This window comes from Microbacterium sp. C448 (assembly GCF_000582705.2).
GTDB classification, from domain to species: Bacteria; Actinomycetota; Actinomycetes; order Actinomycetales; family Microbacteriaceae; genus Microbacterium; species Microbacterium lacus_A.
Window position 1 is genome coordinate 30,953 of record NZ_HG779619.1, and the last position, 17,830, is coordinate 48,782.

Annotated in this window: 14 protein-coding genes and 1 tRNA gene; 2 read left to right on the forward strand and 13 right to left on the reverse strand. The window is 67.0% G+C overall.

Annotated elements, in window-relative coordinates:
* Position 1: 1 nt before the first annotated feature.
* The gene (polA, locus tag MIC448_RS03655) at positions 2-2,659 is read right to left on the reverse strand and encodes a DNA polymerase I (protein ID WP_036296226.1); all 2,658 of its coding nucleotides are present in this window, start codon (positions 2,657-2,659) and stop codon (positions 2-4) included.
* Positions 2,660-2,731: 72 nt separating this feature from the next.
* On the opposite strand from polA, the gene MIC448_RS03660 reads away from it, so the two are divergent.
* Positions 2,732-3,160, forward strand: coding sequence for a hotdog fold thioesterase (locus tag MIC448_RS03660; RefSeq protein WP_036296228.1), 429 nt, complete (start codon positions 2,732-2,734; stop codon positions 3,158-3,160).
* A gap of 82 nt (positions 3,161-3,242) precedes the next feature.
* Here the strand turns inward: MIC448_RS03660 and MIC448_RS03665 are convergent, their stop codons facing one another.
* A complete protein-coding gene (locus MIC448_RS03665; protein ID WP_036296230.1) occupies positions 3,243-3,863 on the reverse strand; it encodes an ANTAR domain-containing response regulator in 621 nt (206 codons plus the stop codon).
* A 38-nt stretch (positions 3,864-3,901) separates the two neighbouring features.
* Here MIC448_RS03665 and MIC448_RS03670 point away from each other — a divergent pair.
* Positions 3,902-3,984: transfer RNA gene (locus tag MIC448_RS03670), tRNA-Leu, on the forward strand.
* Positions 3,985-4,015: 31 nt separating this feature from the next.
* Here the strand turns inward: MIC448_RS03670 and pyk are convergent.
* The 11 genes from pyk to hisF all read right to left on the reverse strand — a co-directional run bounded on the left by pyk (position 4,016) and on the right by hisF (position 17,829).
* Positions 4,016-5,464: a pyruvate kinase gene (gene pyk / locus MIC448_RS03675; protein WP_036296231.1), complete on the reverse strand. Its 1,449-nt coding sequence runs from the start codon at positions 5,462-5,464 to the stop codon at positions 4,016-4,018.
* 69 nt (positions 5,465-5,533) lie between these two features.
* Positions 5,534-7,000 carry a glutamate synthase subunit beta gene (locus MIC448_RS03680; RefSeq protein WP_036296232.1) on the reverse strand — a complete coding sequence of 489 codons (1,467 nt, stop codon included), beginning with the start codon at positions 6,998-7,000 and terminating at the stop codon, positions 5,534-5,536.
* Positions 6,993-11,567 carry a glutamate synthase large subunit gene (gene gltB, locus MIC448_RS03685; protein ID WP_036296233.1) on the reverse strand — a complete coding sequence of 1,525 codons (4,575 nt, stop codon included), beginning with the start codon at positions 11,565-11,567 and terminating at the stop codon, positions 6,993-6,995. Before gltB ends, MIC448_RS03680 begins: the two co-directional genes overlap by 8 nt.
* A 65-nt stretch (positions 11,568-11,632) precedes the next feature.
* Positions 11,633-12,646: a prolipoprotein diacylglyceryl transferase gene (gene lgt, locus MIC448_RS03690; RefSeq protein WP_243419894.1), complete on the reverse strand. Its 1,014-nt coding sequence runs from the start codon at positions 12,644-12,646 to the stop codon at positions 11,633-11,635.
* Positions 12,647-12,818: 172 nt separating this feature from the next.
* Positions 12,819-13,613 carry a tryptophan synthase subunit alpha gene (gene trpA, locus MIC448_RS03695; RefSeq protein WP_036296234.1) on the reverse strand — a complete coding sequence of 265 codons (795 nt, stop codon included), beginning with the start codon at positions 13,611-13,613 and terminating at the stop codon, positions 12,819-12,821.
* Positions 13,610-14,881: a tryptophan synthase subunit beta gene (gene trpB, locus MIC448_RS03700; protein WP_036296235.1), complete on the reverse strand. Its 1,272-nt coding sequence runs from the start codon at positions 14,879-14,881 to the stop codon at positions 13,610-13,612. Before trpB ends, trpA begins: the two co-directional genes overlap by 4 nt.
* Positions 14,878-15,654 (reverse strand): indole-3-glycerol phosphate synthase TrpC, encoded by a 777-nt coding sequence (gene trpC, locus MIC448_RS03705; protein ID WP_036296236.1) that lies wholly within the window; start codon positions 15,652-15,654, stop codon positions 14,878-14,880. The genes trpB and trpC overlap by 4 nt, the downstream gene beginning before the upstream one ends.
* A 2-nt stretch (positions 15,655-15,656) precedes the next feature.
* Positions 15,657-15,887, reverse strand: a complete 231-nt coding sequence (locus MIC448_RS03710; protein ID WP_036296238.1) for a DUF6704 family protein — start codon at positions 15,885-15,887, stop codon at positions 15,657-15,659.
* 78 nt (positions 15,888-15,965) lie between these two features.
* Complete coding sequence (locus tag MIC448_RS03715) at positions 15,966-16,655, reverse strand: Trp biosynthesis-associated membrane protein (RefSeq protein WP_051513076.1); 690 nt, start codon at positions 16,653-16,655, stop codon at positions 15,966-15,968.
* A complete protein-coding gene (hisI, locus tag MIC448_RS03720; protein WP_036296240.1) occupies positions 16,652-17,068 on the reverse strand; it encodes a phosphoribosyl-AMP cyclohydrolase in 417 nt (138 codons plus the stop codon). Before hisI ends, MIC448_RS03715 begins: the two co-directional genes overlap by 4 nt.
* Complete coding sequence (gene hisF, locus MIC448_RS03725; protein ID WP_036296242.1) at positions 17,065-17,829, reverse strand: imidazole glycerol phosphate synthase subunit HisF; 765 nt, start codon at positions 17,827-17,829, stop codon at positions 17,065-17,067. Before hisF ends, hisI begins: the two co-directional genes overlap by 4 nt.
* Position 17,830: the final 1 nt, after the last annotated feature.

The following is a 17,830-nucleotide window of genomic DNA, read 5'->3' on the forward strand; positions in this document are numbered from 1 at the left end:
CCTAGTGAGCGGCCTCGTTCCAGTCCGAACCTCGGCCGATCTGCACATCGAGAGGAACCGAAAGCTTCGCGGCACCGCCCATGCGGGTCCGGACGATCTGTTCCGTGGCGTCCCACTCCCCCGGCGCCACTTCGAGGACGAGTTCGTCGTGGATCTGCATCAGGACTCGCGACCCGAGACCCTGCTCGCGCAGGGCTGCGTGGATGTCGAGCACCGCGATCTTCATGATGTCGGCCGCACTGCCCTGGATAGGTGCGTTCAGCGCCGCGCGCTCGGCGTTCTCGCGCAGCACACGGTTCGGGCTGGCGAGGTCCGGGAACGGCCGACGGCGACCGAAGATCGTGGTGGTGTACCCGTCTATCTTGGCCTGTTCCACCGAAGCGCGCAGGTAGTCTCGCACGGCTCCGAAGCGGGCGAAGTACTCCATCATCAGCTGTTTGGCTTCGCTCTGCTCGATGCGGAGTTGCTTGGACAGCCCGAACGCCGAGAGACCGTAGACCAGCCCGTACGACATCGCTTTGACCTTCGTGCGCATGGCCGAGCTGACTTCGGCCGGCTCGACGCCGAACACGCGGGCACCCACGAAGCGGTGCAGGTCCTCGCCCGAGTTGAACGCCTCGATCAAACCAGGGTCTTCTGACAGATGCGCCATGATCCGCATCTCGATCTGCGAGTAGTCCGCCGTCAGGAGAGCCTCGTACCCCCGCCCGACTTCGAATGCGCTCCGGATGCGGCGCGACTCTTCGGTGCGGACAGGAATGTTCTGCAGGTTGGGGTCGGTGCTCGAAAGACGGCCGGTCTGGCTGCCTGTCTGCAGATAGGTCGTGTGGATGCGCCCGTCGTCCGCGATCGCCGTGTCGAGCGACTCGATGATCTGGCGCAGCTTGGTCGCCTCGCGATGCTGCAGCAGAAGATTCAGGAACGGATGCGGCGCCGTCTCTTGCAGGTCGGCGAGCACGGCGGCATCCGTGGAGTATCCCGTCTTCGTCTTGCGCGTTTTCGGCAAAGCGAGCTCTTCGAAAAGAACCTCTTGCAGCTGTTTGGGCGACCCGAGGTTGACCTCACGACCGATGGTTGCGTACGCCTCTTGTGCGATTCCCTCGGCACGCGCCCCGAGTTCGGCCGAGAACTCCGAGAGCTTGGTATGCGAGACCGCGACGCCCGCGAGTTCGAGATCCGCCAGAGCCGTGAGGGTCGGCAGCTCGATGTCGTCCAGAACCGCGCGGACCGGCTCGGGCATGTCGTCGGCGAGAGCGTCGGCGACGCGCAGTGTGTACCAGGCGAGTTGCGCGGGAGTCGCGCCCTCGGTCTCGGGAACGAGCTGGGTCGGATCGGACTCCGGCAGCTTCTCGTCCAGGTACCGGTCGACGAGGTCGGCGAGGGTCTTGTCGGGGAAGCTCGGGCGCAGCAGCCAACCCGCCAGCAACGTGTCGAATGCGAGCCCGCCAAGGGAATAGCCCGCACGGCGAAGCGCCTTGACCTGCGGCTTGGCATCGTTGGTCACCTTGGGTGCCGGCCCGGCGAACCACTCCCCCAAGGCGTCCCAGCCGGGAGCATCCGCCGTCCACGTCAGCTCCAGTGCCTCATCGCTCGTTGCGAGACCCACGCGGTGCGGCATCCCGGATTGCAGGGTGACGGTGACACCGACGGATACCTCGGGTGCGAGCGCGTTGGCCCACTCAGCCGCCTCGACAGCGGTCACTTCTCGCACCGTCGGGGCCGCGACGCCCGGCTCACGTGCGGCTGCGGCCGCGGTCTCTTCGGCATCCAGGCCGACGGCCTCGAAGACGCGGGGCAGCAGGGTTCGGAACTCGAGGCGCGCGAAGATGTCGCGCACCGCCTGCGCGTCGATCGGCTGCATCGCGAGATCGGCCGGGCCCAGCGGAAGCTCAAGGTCCGTGACGAGGCGGTTGAGCGTGCGGTTGCGCCGCACGGCATCGATGTGTTCACGGAGGTTGTTGCCGACGACGCCGCCGACCTTGTCCGCGTTGCTCAGAAGCTCGTCGAGCGAGCCGAACTGATTCAGCCACTTGACCGCGGTCTTCTCGCCGACCTTTGGCACGCCGGGCAGATTATCGCTCGTTTCACCGACGAGCGCGGCGATGTCTGGATACTGTTCCGGCCGGACGCCGTAGCGCTCGATCACCGCGGCGGTGTCGTAGCGCTTGAGCTGAGAGACGCCCTGCACAGACGGGTAGAGAAGCGTGACGTCATCCGTCACCAGCTGGATCGAGTCGCGGTCGCCCGAGACGACCAAGACGTCGAAACCCTGCGCCGCACCCTGGGTCGAAAGGGTTGCGAGAACGTCGTCGGCCTCGTAGTCCTCTTTCGTCACGATCGGGATTCCCATCGCGTCGAGGGCGTCGCGCAATAGCGGGATCTGGCCGGAGAACTCGGGAGGCGTCTCGGAGCGGTTCGCCTTGTACTCCGCGTACTCGCGGGTACGGAACGAGGTACGCGACAGGTCGAAGGCGACCGCGATGTGCGTGGGTTTGTGGTCTTTGATCAGGTTCACGAACATCGACAGGAAGCCGTAGATGGCGTTCGTGTGCTGATGATCTTTGGTGGTGAAATTGTCGACCGGGAGCGCGTAGAACGCTCGGAAAGCCAGCGAATGGCCGTCGACGATCATGAGGGTAGGCTTTTCGGAGTCCGGCACCCCCACAGCCTAGCCACCGGTTCGGACAGTCCCCACGGGCGCGACCGTGCCCTCGCTCTTGAAGGAGGGCCCATGTCTGATGCTCCCGCCGTGGACCCGCTCGAATGGGTCAACCGACGCGGATTCGGCGCCTTGGGCGACAAGATGGGGATGTCTTGGGTCGAGTTCTCGCGCGAGCGTGCCATCGCCACGATGCCCGTCGAGGGGAACACGCAGCCCGTCGGCCTCATGCACGGCGGTGCCTACGTCGTGCTCGGAGAATCGCTCGGCTCGATGCACGCGAACCTGCTGGCCGGACCCGGTCGACTGGCCGTGGGTCTCGACATCAACGCGACGCACACCCGTTCAGCCACCGCTGGCGTGGTGACGGGCACCTGCACGCCGATTCACGTCGGCCGCAGCGTGACGGTGCACGAGATCGTCGTGACGGATGAACAGGGCCGACGCCTGTCGACGGTCCGCATCACGAACCTCATCAAGGACGTGCCCGCCACGCCGTAAGCCCTCGTGGTCCCTTCGACAAGCTCAGGGACCGCAGCGGATCGGTCGCTGAGCTTGTCGAAGCGACCCCCCGAGATGCGGGCTAAGCCTTCTTCGACGCCAGCTGCTCGATGATCGCCTTCGCGACATCCTGCATCGTCAGACGCCGATCCATCGACGCCTTCTGAATCCAGCGGAAAGCCTCGGGCTCCGACAGGCCCATCTTCTCGTTCAGCAGGCCCTTGGCCCGGTCGACGAGCTTGCGGGTCTCGAAGCGCTCGACCATGTCGGCCACCTCGGCCTCGAGCGTGATGATCTGCTGGTAGCGGCTGAGCGCGATCTCGATCGCCGGAAGCAGGTCGTTCGGCGTGAACGGCTTGACCACGTACGCCAGGGCGCCGGCCTCGCTGGCACGCTCCACGAGCTCTTTCTGGCTGAACGCCGTCAGCAGCACGACGGGCGCCACGTGGTTCTTGTTCAGCTTCTCAGCGGCGCTGATGCCATCCATGATGGGCATTTTGACATCCATGATCACCAGATCCGGACGCAGTTCGGTGGCGAGCTGAACGGCGGTTTCGCCGTCCCCTGCCTCTCCGACGACGTCGTATCCGTTGTCACGGAGGATCTCGACGATGTCGAGTCGGATGAGCGACTCGTCCTCCGCGACGACGACGCGCCTCGGGGTCGAGGGCGTGGGCGCTGAGTTCTGGTCTAGCTCGGTCACGTTTGAATCCTACGGTATGGTCATTCTCGGACGTGCGGGCCGGTGTGGCGGAATGGCAGACGCGACCGACTCAAAATCGGTTGCCCGTGAGGGCATGTGGGTTCGAGTCCCACCACCGGTACTTTTATCGGCCGCCCCGCCCGTCCCCGCGGCTACTCCCGGGTCTGGTAGATCGGGGCGGCGCCGTGGACGGCGTCTCCGACCTTGTGGACACGGATGTCGTTGGTCGAGCCGACGATTCCGGGAGGGGATCCCGAGATCACGACGACCTTGTCGCCGACGGATGCCAGGTCGTTCGAGAGCAGGTAGTCGTCTACCTGGATGAACATGCGGTCCGTGTGGGCGACGTGCTCGACCAGGGTCGACTGGATGCCCCAGGTGAGCGCCATACGGCGGCGAATGGCCGGCTCAGGCGTGAACGCGAGCATCGGGATGTTCGGGCGCAGGCGCGACATACGACGGGCCGAGTCGCCCGACTCGGTGAAGATGCAGAGGTACTTGGCCTCGACGAAGTCGGCGACCTCGATGGCGGCGAGGGTGATCGCGCCACCCTGCGTGCGCGGCTTGTTGGTGAGCTTGGCGATGCGGTCGAGCCCGTGCTCTTCGGTGGAAGCCACGATGCGAGCCATCGTCTCCACGACGACCACGGGGTACTCCCCCACGCTGGTCTCGCCCGAGAGCATCACGGCATCCGCACCGTCGAGGACGGCATTGGCGACATCGGATGTTTCGGCTCGGGTCGGGACGGGGCTGTTGATCATCGACTCGAGCATCTGCGTCGCGACGATGACGGGCTTTGCCATGCGACGAGCGATCTCGACCGCGCGCTTCTGAACGATCGGCACAGCCTCGAGGGGCAGCTCGACGCCCAGGTCGCCACGGGCGACCATGATGCCGTCGAACGCGTCGACGATCTCTTCGAGGTGGTCGACGGCCTGCGGCTTCTCGATCTTGGCGATGATCGGGACGTGGCGTCCCTCTTCGGCCATGATGACGTGCGCGCGCTGGACGTCCTTCGCGTCACGCACGAACGACAGCGCGATGAGGTCGGCGCCGATGCGAAGACCCCAGCGGAGGTCGGCCTCGTCCTTTTCGGACAATGCGGGGACGTTGACGGCGACACCGGGCAGGTTGATGCCCTTGTTGTTGGAAACGGGACCCGCGACGATGACCTTGGTCGTGACGACCGTGTCGGTCTTTTCGACGACCTCGACCTTGACCTTGCCATCGTCGATCAGGAGGAAGTCACCGGGGTTGACGTCCTGGGGCAGCCCCTTGAAGGTCGTCGAGACGATCTCTTTCGTGCCGGGGATGTCGTCGATCGTGATCTTGAAGATGTCGCCGACGGCGAGGTCGTGGGGGCCGTCGGCGAACTTGCCGAGGCGGATCTTCGGGCCCTGCAGATCGACCAGGATCGCGACGGGGCGACCCGCATCCTCCGCCGCCTTACGCACGTTCGCGAAGTTGCTCTCGTGCACGGCGTAGTCGCCGTGGCTGAGGTTCATGCGGGCGACGTCCACCCCCGCGTCGATGATCGCTCGCACCGACTCGTAGGTCGAGGTTGCGGGGCCGAGGGTGGCGACGATCTTGGCACGTCTCATCGTGTGATGCTCCGGTGGGGTTCGGGGTTTTGGTCTGGATGGGACCGGTAACAAAGTCCGAGGGTCAGCCTACGCGGGCTGCAGTCCGATCGCGATGTCGGTGGGATGCACGGGGAATGGCAGTTCGGTTGACCCCATCAGGTAAGCGTCTACACGGGCGGCCGCGGCACGGCCCTCCGCGATGGCCCAGACGATCAGGGACTGGCCGCGACCCGCGTCGCCGGCGACGAATACGCCCGGCGCGGTGGTCTGGTAATCCCCGTCACGTTCGACGTTGCCCCGGTTGGTGAATCGCGCGCCGAGCTGGTCGGCGAGGTCGTTCTGCTCCGGGCCGGTGAACCCGAGGGCGATCAGAACCAGGTCCGCGGGGATCTCGCGCTCCGTGCCGCTCTTGGGCACGCGACGGCCGTCCACATACTCGGTTTCCGCCACCCGCAACGCCCGCACTTCGCCAGCGCCGTTCGAAAGGAACTCGACGGTGGACGCCAGGTACATGCGCTCACCACCCTCTTCGTGGGCCGAAGAAACCTCGAACAGCGTCGGCGTCATCGGCCAGGGCTGCTCCTCGGGGCGCACGCTGGGCGGTTGGATGCCGATCGCGAGGTTCGTGACGCTGAGCGCCCCCTGGCGGTGCGCGGTGCCGATGCAGTCGGCACCGGTGTCGCCACCGCCGATGACGATGACGTGCTTGCCCTCGGCCGAGATCTGGTGCGGTACCGAATCGCCGGCGACGACCCGGTTCGACTCGATCAGATACTCCATGGCGAAGTGGATGCCCGCGTGGTCACGACCCGGGATCGCCAGGTCGCGCGGCAGGGTCGACCCGGTCGCGACCACGACGGCGTCGTAGCGCGCGCGCAGGTCGTCCCACGAGATGTCGACGCCGATCTCGACGCCGGCACGGAAGCGGGTGCCCTCGTCCTGCATCTGGCGGAGGCGCAGCTCGATGTGGCGTTTCTCCATCTTGAAGTCGGGGATGCCGTAGCGCAGCAGTCCTCCGATGCGGTCATCGCGCTCATAAACGGCGACCGTGTGTCCGGCGCGGGTGAGCTGCTGTGCGGCCGCGAGGCCCGCGGGGCCGGAGCCCACGACGGCGACCGTCTTGCCGGTCAGGCGTCCCGGGGGCTCGGGCTCGACCCATCCGTTGGAGAATGCCTGGTCGATGATGCCGACCTCGACCTGCTTGATCGTCACCGCGGGCTGGTTGATGCCCAGCACACAGGCGCTCTCGCAGGGCGCGGGACACAGCCGACCCGTGAACTCCGGGAAGTTGTTGGTCGCGTGCAGACGCTCGATCGCGTCGCGGCCCTCGCCGCGCCACAGCAGGTCGTTCCACTCCGGAATCAAGTTGCCCAGCGGGCAGCCCTTGTGACAGAACGGGATGCCGCAGTCCATGCAACGCCCGGCCTGGCGACGCAGAACGGCTTTGTCACCCGGTTCGTACACCTCTTTCCAGTCCATGATGCGTACGGGCACGGGACGACGGGGCGCGAGTTCGCGCTCCGTGACTTTGAGGAAACCCTTCGGGTCAGCCACCGGTCACCTCCAGGATGCGAGTCCAGACAACGTCGCCGTCGGGGTCGAGCCCCTCGGCAACCGCCGCCTGGCGGGTCTCGAGCACCGCCGCGTAGTCGCGCGGCAGAACCCGCGTGAAGCGCGTGACAGCCTCGTCGAAGTTGTCGAGCAGGTCGGCCGCGAGGGTCGAGTCCGTCTCGGCGACGTGCAACTTCAGCAGGTCGCGCAGGATCTCGACGTCGCCCGAGCCGAGCTCGAGCAGTTCGAGTTCACCGGATGCGAGGGCCTCGCGGTTCACGAGCGTGCGGTCGAGGTCGTAGACGTAGGCGGTTCCGCCCGACATCCCGGCTCCGAGATTGCGCCCCGTCGCCCCGAGGATCACGGCGAGTCCGCCCGTCATGTACTCGAGCGCGTGGTCGCCCACGCCCTCGACGACGGCGGTCGCGCCGGAGTTGCGGACGAAGAAGCGCTCCCCCACGACACCGCGCAGGAACATGCTGCCCTGCGTCGCGCCATAGCCGATCACGTTGCCGGCGATCACGTTCTGCGAGGCGTCGAACGAAGCGCCGCGGGGCGGACGGATGACGATCTGACCACCCGAGAGGCCCTTGCCGACGTAGTCGTTCGAGTCGCCCTCGAGGCGCAGCGTGATGCCCGCAGGCATGAACGCGCCGAATGACTGACCGGCCGAGCCTCGCAGGTTGACCACGATCGACCCGGACGGCAGTCCGTTCTCACCGTGCGCGAGCGTCACGCGGTTGCCGAGCATCGTGCCGACGGCGCGCGCGGTGTTGCGGATCGGCAGGTCGATCTCGACCTGGCCACCGTGTGCGATGACGTCCTGCGCGCGCTCGATGAGCTGCACATCGAAGTGCTCGTCGAGCTCGTGCTCCTGTTCGCGCGCGTTGCGGCGAGGCTCGTCCTCGGCGAACGGCGGACCCACCAGGATCGGCGAGAGATCCATTCCGCTCGCCTTCCAGTGCTCCACAGCGCCGTCAACATCCAGCAACTCGTGGTGTCCGACGGCCTCATCGATCGAGCGGAAGCCGAGTTCGGCGAGCAGCTCGCGCACCTCTTCGGCGATGAACTCCATGAAGTTCACGACGAACTCCGGCTTGCCGGTGAATCGCGCGCGCAGAACAGGGTTCTGCGTCGCCACTCCGACCGGACAGGTGTCGAGGTGACAGACGCGCATCATGACGCAGCCTTCGACCACCAGCGCGGCCGTCGCGAAGCCGAATTCTTCGGCGCCGAGAAGCGCGCCGATGATGACGTCGCGTCCGGTCTTGAGCTGTCCGTCGACCTGCACGACCACGCGGTCGCGCATACCGTTCAGCATCAGCGTCTGCTGCGTCTCGGCGAGCCCCAGCTCCCACGGCGTTCCGGCGTGCTTGAGCGAGTTGAGCGGGCTGGCGCCCGTTCCCCCATCGTGACCCGACACCAGGATCACGTCGGACAGCGCCTTCGCGACACCCGCCGCGACCGCACCGATGCCCGACTGGCTGACGAGCTTGGTGTGGATGCGCGCCTTCGGGTTTGCGCGCTTGAGGTCGAAGATCAACTGCTTGAGGTCTTCGATCGAGTAAATGTCGTGGTGCGGCGGCGGCGAGATGAGGCCCACACCCGCGGTTGCGTGGCGTGTGCGCGCGATCCACGGGTACACCTTCGTCGGCGGCAGCTGACCACCCTCGCCGGGCTTGGCACCCTGGGCGAGCTTGATCTGAATGTCCTCGGCATGCGTGAGGTACATGCTCGTCACGCCGAAGCGGCCCGAGGCCACCTGCTTGATGGCGCTCCGCCGCTCGGGGTCGAGCAGGCGGTCGAGATCTTCGCCGCCCTCGCCCGTGTTCGATCGTCCGCCGATGCGGTTCATCGCGATCGCCAGCGTCTCGTGCGCCTCTTTCGAGATCGAGCCATAGCTCATCGCGCCCGTCTGGAACCGCTTCATGATCGACGAGATGGGTTCCACCTCGTCGATCGGCACGGCCGGACGCACGCCCTTGCGCAGACGGAACATGCCGCGGAGCGTCTTCAGCTCCGAAGCCTGGTCATCGACGAGCTTGGTGTACTCGCGGAACAGGTCATAGCGACGCGAACGGGTCGCGTGCTGCAGCTTGAAGACGGTGTCGGGGTTGAAGAGGTGCGGCGAGCCATCCCGCCGCCACTGATACTCCCCGCCGGTCCACAGGCGCTCGTGTGCGTGCACCGCGGCGTCTTCCGGGTACGCGTACGCGTGGCGAGAGGCGTTCTCGGTTGCGATGACATCGATGCCCACGCCGCCGAGCTTCGTCTCGGTGCCCGTGAAGTAGGCGTCGATGAAGGACTGCGAGAGTCCGACGGCTTCGAAGACCTGCGCGCCGGCATACGACGAGACGGTCGAGATGCCCATCTTGGACATGATCTTCAGAACACCCTTGCCGAGCGCGTAGATCAGGTTCTTGACGGCCTTCTCGGGCGTGATGTTCGAGATGAACCCGGCGCGAACCAGGTACTCCACGGTCTCCATCGCCAGGTACGGGTTGACGGCGGATGCGCCGTACCCGATCAGCGTCGCCACGTGATGAACCTCGCGCACATCGCCCGCCTCGACCACCAGACCGACCTTCATGCGCGTCTCTTTGCGGATGAGGTGGTGGTGGATCGCGGCGACCATGAGCAGCGAAGGGATCGGCGCGAGGTCTTTGTTGGAGTCGCGGTCGGACAGCACGATGAACTCCGCGCCGTCCTCGATCGCCTGATCGACCTCGGTGCACATCTGCGTGATGCGCTTCTCGAGCCCCTTGCGTCCGGCCTCGACGCGGTAAAGCCCGCGGATCGTGACGGACGAGCGGCCCGGCAGCGCGGTGTCGACGTGCTGGATCTTCGCCAACTCGTCGTTGTCGATCACCGGGAAGTCGAGCGTGACCGTGCGCGCGTGGTCGGGACCCCACGACAGGAGGTTCGGCTCGGGGCCGAGCCCGATGCGCAGACTCGTGACGACCTCTTCGCGGATCGAGTCGAGAGGCGGGTTCGTGACCTGGGCGAACTGCTGCACGAAGTAGTCGAAGAGCAGGCGGGGGCGCTCGCTCAGCACGGCGATGGGCGTGTCGGATCCCATTGCGCCCAGCGGCTCAGCGCCGTTCTGGCCCATGGGCGTAAGAAGGATCCGCACTTCTTCTTCCGTGTACCCGAAGGTGCGCTGACGACGAGTGATCGAGGCGATCGGATGCACGATGTGCTCGCGCTCGGGAAGATCAGACAGGCGCACCGTGCCCCGGTCGAGCCATTCCTGCCACGGGTGGAGCTCGGCGAGCTGCTGCTTGACCTCTTCTTCTTCGATGATGCGACCCGCGGCAGTGTCGACGAGGAACATGCGGCCCGGACGCAGGCGCCCGCGGCGCTTGATGCGCTCGGGCTCGAAGTCGAGCACGCCGGTTTCGCTGCCGATGACGATGAGGCCGTCGGTGGTCTCGGTCCAGCGGCCGGGACGCAGCCCGTTGCGGTCGAGGGTCGCACCGACGAGCGTGCCGTCGGTGAAGATCAGGGCGGCCGGTCCATCCCACGGCTCCATCTGCATGGAGTGGTAGTCGTAGAACGCCCGCAGCTTCGGGTCGATGTCGGCCTGCTTTTCGTACGCCTCGGGCACCATCATCATGACCGCGTGCGGCAGGCTGCGCCCGGTGAGCGTGAGCAGCTCGAGCACCTCATCGAAAGACGCGGAGTCGGATGCGCCCACCGTACAGATCGGCAACAACGGCTTGATGTCGCCGAGCAGCTCGGACTCGAGCTGCGACTGGCGCGCCCGCATCCAGTTGCGGTTGCCGTTGACGGTGTTGATCTCGCCGTTGTGCGCGAGCATGCGCAGCGGCTGCGCGAGCGGCCACGACGGGAAGGTGTTCGTCGAATAACGCGAGTGCACGACCGCGAGCTCGGACGCGAAGCGCTCGTCCTGCAGGTCGGGGTAGAACGGCTCGAGCTGGAGCGTGGTGACCATGCCCTTGTAGCCGAGGGTTCGCGCCGAGAGCGACACGAAGTACGCGCCGAGCTCGTGCCGCGAACGCTTACGCAGCCGGAAGACCCGACGGTCCAGGTCGATCCCGGAGAGCGCCGGAGCATTGCCCACGGCCGGACGCGACACGAAGAGCTGCTCGAACGCCGGGCGTGCCGCGTGGGCGAGCTTGCCCAGGTGGCGCTCGTCGGTCGGAACCTCGCGCCATCCGAGGACGACGAGGTTCTCACTCGCCGCGATCTCGGCGATGCCGGCCTTGAGCTTCGTCCGCTCGTCCTCGTCGAGGGGCAGGAACGCCATTCCCACCGCGTATTCGCCCATCGGGGGCAGGTCGAATTCGACGACCGCTCGGAGGAACTCGTCGGGGATCTGCGTCAGGATGCCGGCACCGTCGCCGGTACCCGCGTCGGAGCCGATTGCCCCGCGGTGCTCGAGGTTGCGCAGCGCCGTCAGCGCCTGCGCAACGATGTCGTGCCCGGGCGTGCCGCGGAGCGTGGCAACCATCGCCAGACCACAGGCGTCCTTCTCGAATGCCGGGTTGTACATCCCCTGCTTTGCGGGGAATGAACTGTTGTCGCCGTTGTTCGGGCTCACGGCCATGTCAACCGTCCTCACTGGTGGATCTTATGGGACGACGTCGGCCCGGAAGCATTACTTCGTGGCGGTTATTTACTGGCGACTGTGCTTGTGGCCGTTGCCCCGCCAGGGAGTTCGTTCGCGGGCGGCTCGCTCACGTCCACGAACTCAGTGGTGTCTTGCGATTGTACCCCAGCGTGTTCGCCGGGCTCCGCTGCGGCGGGGCCACGCCCGGGCATATACGGGCTCGGCTCCTTGCCGGTGTGACGGCGCTTCTGGATGACCATGATCGCGATGCCGATGATCACACCGAAGATGGCGGCCCAGACGTTGGTGCGGAGGCCCAGGATGATCTCGCTGGGATCGATGCGGATCGACTCCCACACGATGCGGCCCGCGCTGTACCAGATCAGGTACAGGCCGAAGAGGCGACCCCACTGCAGCTGGAACTTGCGCCCCACCCACAACAGGACGAGAACGCCCGCGACATTCCAGATCACTTCGTACAGGAACGTGGGGTGGAACAACGTGTCAGGCGCGAGGCCCTCAGGGAAGGCGACGTTCTCCGGGTCGATCTCGAGTCCCCACGGAACGTCGGTGGGCAGCCCGAACAGCTCGCTGTTGAACCAGTTGCCGAAGCGACCCATCGCCTGGGCGAGCAGCAGACCCGGGGCCAGGGCATCCGCGTACGTCCAGAATCGGATGCCGCTCCAGCGACAACCGAGCCATGCACCGATCGCCCCACCGATGAGGGCACCGTAGATAGCGATGCCGCCCTCCCAGATGAAGAAAACCGCGAGCGGGTTGGTGCCCTCGCCGAAGTAGAACGCCGGATGCGTGAGCACGTGATAGATCCGCGCGACGATGATGCCGAGCACGATGGCCGGCAGCGTGACGTCCAGCACGACCCAGGGCTCTGCCCCGCGCTTGGTCAGGCGGTGGTTCGTCATGATCGCGGCAACGATGATGCCGGCGATGATGCAGAGCGCGTAGAAGTAGATGCGGAAAGGTCCGAGCTCGATGAAGCTGACCGAGGGGCTCGGGATGCTCGCAACAACACTTGCATGCATGCTCGCGTGCACGCTCAGGGCGAAAGAAGGCATGACCGGAAGTCTAGATCAGCGCGGCGACGCGCCCGATTCGACGCCCTGCCCACCGGTGCACCTACCGGGATGAGAACGGCTGAGAACAGGAGAATCGCCGGAGACAGGACGATCGGCGAAGGATCGTCCTGTTCTCGGCGAATCGCCTGTCCTCGGCGAACGGCGCGGCCGGTCAGCGCGCGGGAAGCGCGGTGCCCGCAGAGAGGGCACGGACGACCTCGCTGAGGCCCTCCACGCCGCCGTCGCGTAGTGCACGCACGAGCGCCGTACCGACGATCGCGCCGTCCGCGTACTCGATCACTCCTGTGACCTGATCCGGCGTCGAGATGCCGATGCCGACGCACGCGTGCTTCGCGCCGTGGTCGCGGAGGCGGGCGACGAGCGTGCGAGCGGCGGCATCCAGCGCGGTGCGCTCTCCCGTGATGCCCATCGTTGAAACCGTGTAGACGAAGCCCGTCGAATTCTCGACCACGAGGCTCAGGCGCTCGTCGGTCGAGGTCGGCGCGGCGAGGAAGACGCGGTCAAGTCCCGTGCGGGTGCTCGCGGCGATCCACTCCCCCGCTGCTTCCGGCGTGATGTCCGGCGTGATGATGCCGGCCCCGCCCGCGGCGAGCAGGTCGTCCGCGTAGCGGTCGACGCCGTACTGCCAGATCGGGTTCCAGTACGACATGACGAGGACCGGAATGTCGATGCGCTCGGTGATGGCGCGGATCGCCGGGAACAGATCCCTGAGGCGGAACCCCGCGGCCAGAGCAGCCTGCGTCGCCTCTTGAATGACGACCCCGTCCATGACCGGATCGCTGTACGGCGGGCCGAGCTCGATGATGTCGACGCCGTTCTCGGCCAGCGCCACCGCGGCTTCGATGCTCGTCTCGATGTCGGGGAAGCCCACCGGCAGGTATCCGATCAGCACTCCCCGCCCCTCGGAGTGGGCGCGCGAGATCGCCTCTTCGACGCGTGACGTCACAGCTGGATGCCCTCTCCCGATGCGGCGTCATCCGGACCGATGACGTCTTCGGGGATAACCGGGGCCACCGCATCCGCGTCATACAGCTCGAAGTACCGCGCCGCGGTGTCCATGTCCTTGTCGCCACGTCCCGAGAGACAGATCGCGATGATGCCGTCGGGTCCGAGCTCCTGCCCGATTCGCAGCGCGCCCGCGAGGGCGTGTGCGGACTCGATGGCGGGAATGATGCCCTCGGTGCGGCTGAGCAGGCGCAGAGCCTGCATGGCCTGATCATCGGTCGCCGGGATGTACTCCGCGCGTCCGATCGCCGAGAGCCACGCGTGCTCGGGACCGACGCCCGGGTAGTCGAGACCGGCGGAGATCGAGTGCGACTCGGTCGTCTGGCCGTCTTCGTCCATCAGCACGAAGGTTTTCGCGCCGTGCAGGATGCCGGGGCGTCCGCGTTCGATGGATGCCGCGTGGAACGGGGTGTCGACGCCGTCACCGGCTGCTTCGACGCCGTAGAGGCGCACATCGGTGTCGTCGAGGAACGCGTCGAACATGCCGATGGCGTTCGACCCGCCGCCGACACACGCGACGACGGCGTCGGGCAGACGACCGAGCTCTTCGAGCAGCTGGGCGCGCGCCTCGTCGCCGATGACCTTCTGGAAGTCCCGCACCATCGCCGGGAACGGGTGCGGACCCGCAGCCGTGCCGAAGATGTAGTTGGTCGTCTCGACGCTCGAGACCCAGTCGCGGTAGGCCTCGTTGATCGCGTCCTTCAGCGTCCGCGAGCCCGTCGTGACGGGGATGACCTCGGCGCCGAGTAGACGCATCCGTGCGACGTTCAAGGCCTGACGCTCGGTGTCGACCTCGCCCATGTAGATCGTGCATTCGAAGCCGAACAGAGCCGCGGCCGTCGCGGTGGCGACACCATGCTGGCCGGCGCCGGTCTCGGCGATCACGCGCGTCTTGCCGAGACGCTGCGTGAGCAACGCCTGGCCGAGCACGTTGTTGATCTTGTGCGACCCCGTGTGGTTCAGATCTTCACGCTTGAGGAAAACCCGGGCACCGCCCGCGTGCTCGGCGAAACGCGGCACCTCGGTGATGATCGATGGGCGGCCGGCGTAGGTCGCCAGGAGGCGGTGGAACTCGCGCGTGAATTCCGGATCCGCCATCGCCGATTCGTAGACCGCGGTGAGCTCGTCGATCGCGGCGATGAGCGACTCGGGCATGAAACGCCCGCCGAACTCGCCGAAGAACGGCCCCGTGGCCGCGCGCAGGCTCATGTCGGCACCGCCAGGAAGTCGCGGAGCGTGGCGACGGGATCGCCCGTCACGAGCGCCTCGCCGACGAGCACGACATCCGCGCCGCCGTTGCGATAGTGCGCGACGTCCTCGGGACGCAGCACCGCCGATTCGGCGATCTTGATCGCGTCGACGGGGATGTGCTCGGCCAGGCGACCGAAAAGGTCACGGTCGAGCTCGAATGTCGTCAGGTCACGTGCGTTGACACCCACGAGGCGTGCTCCGATCTCGCTTGCGCGGCGGACCTCGTCGAGATTGTGCGTCTCGACGAGGGGGGTCATGCCCAGTTCGCGAACGAGCTCATGCAGCGTCGCGAGTGTGGGCTGGTCGAGTGCGGCGGCGATCAGCAGAACGAGGTCGGCGCCCGCGGCGCGTGCTTCGAACACCTGATAGGCCGTCGCGATGAAGTCCTTGCGGAGGACGGGGAGCGAGACGGCGCCGCGTACGGCTTCGAGGTCGGCGAGGCTGCCCTTGAAGCGGCGTCCCTCCGTCAGGACGCTGATTGCCGATGCGCCACCCTGCTCGTAGAGGCTTGCCTGCAGAGCCGGGTCCGGGATGTCGGCGAGGTCGCCGCGTGACGGGCTCGCCCGCTTGACCTCGGCGATGATCCGTACAGTGTCGGTCGGAGCAAGGGCTGCGAGAGCATCGATCGCGGGAGCCGCGGCGAGGGCCTTGCGCTCGAGGTCGACGAGGGGAAGCTCGGCCTCACGAGCGCGCGCATCTTCCACGGCGCCGGATGTGAGGTCGGCGAGCATGCTCAATGTGCTTTCGGGGCGGACTTGGCGCCGCCGACTCCATAACCGGCGCGCTTCATCACCCAGCCGACCAGCAGGCCGACGAGCAGCAGAACAGCAGAGGCCCAAACGACCCAGGGAACGTCGATGACGAAGGCGACGGTGCCGATCGTGACCGCGACCAGCATGATCACCACTGCTGTCCAGGCGGCCGGAGAGTGTCCGTGACCGGGCTCGTCGATGTCGTGGCTCATGGGGGCTCCTTCGGTGGAATGCGCACCCCAGTCTATCGGGAGCGCGCGGGGTGCTGAGCCCGTTGGACTGTGCCGGGATCAGCGCGTCGGGTCGGATCCGTGGCTGAGGTCGTCCCACGAATCGATGGCATCGAGCGGCTCACCGGGCGTCGAGGGTGCTCCCGTTCCGGGGGCCGTGGGGTCGTCGGCCTGCGTCGTCGCTCCGGCGGTTCGGGTCGCTCCTCCAGCGCTTCGGGTCGCCGCTCCGGCGCTTCGAGCAGTCGAGTCCGTCCGGTACCGCCGGCCCGTGCGGCGCCAGGTGTGCGCCGTGGCGACGGCGAAGAGCCCGATCAGCAGGAGCGCGGCGGACAGAACGAGCGCGATGAGGGGCCACGGCGTCGTCTCTACGCGTCGAACCAGAGCGGCCACGGCATCCGTACCCGCGATTCCGGTCGCCTCGGTCACCGTGGGAGCGATCGCGCTGGCGGTGTCGCCCGTCGAGGGCGACCACAGGAGTACGACAAGAGCGACCCCGAGCAGAATCGCCAGGATCGCGGAGACGTACGACATGAAGCGACCCGCGATGGATGTCGCGGCGGCCAGGGCCAGCGCGGCAAGCGCGAGGGGCGCGAGCACCGGCATCGCGGCCGATCCGCTGACCTCGAGTGGTGTGTCCGGGCTCTCGCGCAGCACGACGACGAACCACGTCTGAGTCGACGCGATAAGCAGCAACGAGCCGGCCGCGAGCAGGAGCAGCACGGTGATGAACCGTGCCCGACGAACCGTCACGCGTCGGCCTCCCCGAATCCCGCAGGGGAATCCGACTCAGCCTCGACAGCGACGACAGGCGCCAGATCGTCCGCGTCGAAACACGTGCGGGTGCCGGTGTGACAAGCGGCGCCCACTTGCTCGACGCTCAGCAGCACGGCATCGCCGTCGCAGTCGAGACGGGCACCGCGAACGAGCTGGATGTGTCCCGACGTGTCGCCCTTCCGCCAATACTCGCGCCGCGAGCGCGACCAGAAGGTCACCCGACCGCTCGTCAGCGTGCGGCGGAGGGCCTCGGCATCCATCCATCCGAGCATCAGGACCTCGAGCGTGTCATGCTGCTGCACTATCGCAGCCACCAGGCCGTCGTCGTTGAAGGCGACGCGCGCGATGCGGTCGTCGACGTCGGTGCCGGATGCGTCTACGTCGCTCATGATCGAACCTCGATCCCGTCCGCGGTCATGGCCGCCTTAACATCCCCGACCGTGAGCTGGCCCGAGTGGAAAACGCTCGCGGCAAGCACGGCGTCTGCTCCCGCGCGAATGGCCGGCGCGAAGTCCGAGGCCGAACCCGCGCCCCCCGATGCGATCACGGGCACACTCGCGATCTCGCGCATCAGCCCGACGAGTTCCAGGTCGAAGCCTTCCTTCGTGCCGTCCGCGTCGATCGAGTTGACGAGCAGTTCGCCCGCACCCCGCTCGATCGCCTCGCGCGCCCACTCGAGCGCGTCGAGCGTCGTTTCGGTCCGTCCGCCGTGGGTCGTGACGACGAATCCGGAGTCGGTCGCGGCGGAGCGCTTGACATCGAGCGAGAGCACCAGCACCTGGGCACCGAAGCGGTCGGCGATCTCGTCGAGCAGCGCGGGCCGCGCGATCGCGGCCGAGTTGACGCCGATCTTGTCGGCACCGACCGCGAGCAGCCGTGCGACATCCTCGGCCGTGCGCACTCCCCCGCCGACCGTCAGCGGAATGAAGACCTCTTCGGCCGTTCGGCGCACGACGTCGTAGGTCGTCGCGCGCTCATCGACGGTCGCGGTCACATCGAGGAAGGTGATCTCGTCGGCGCCCTGCGCGAAATAGAGCCGCGCGAGCTCGACGGGATCGCCCATGTCCCGCAGGTTCGCGAAATTGACGCCCTTGACGACGCGCCCCGCCGCGACGTCGAGGCACGGGATGACGCGGCAGACGAGAGCCACG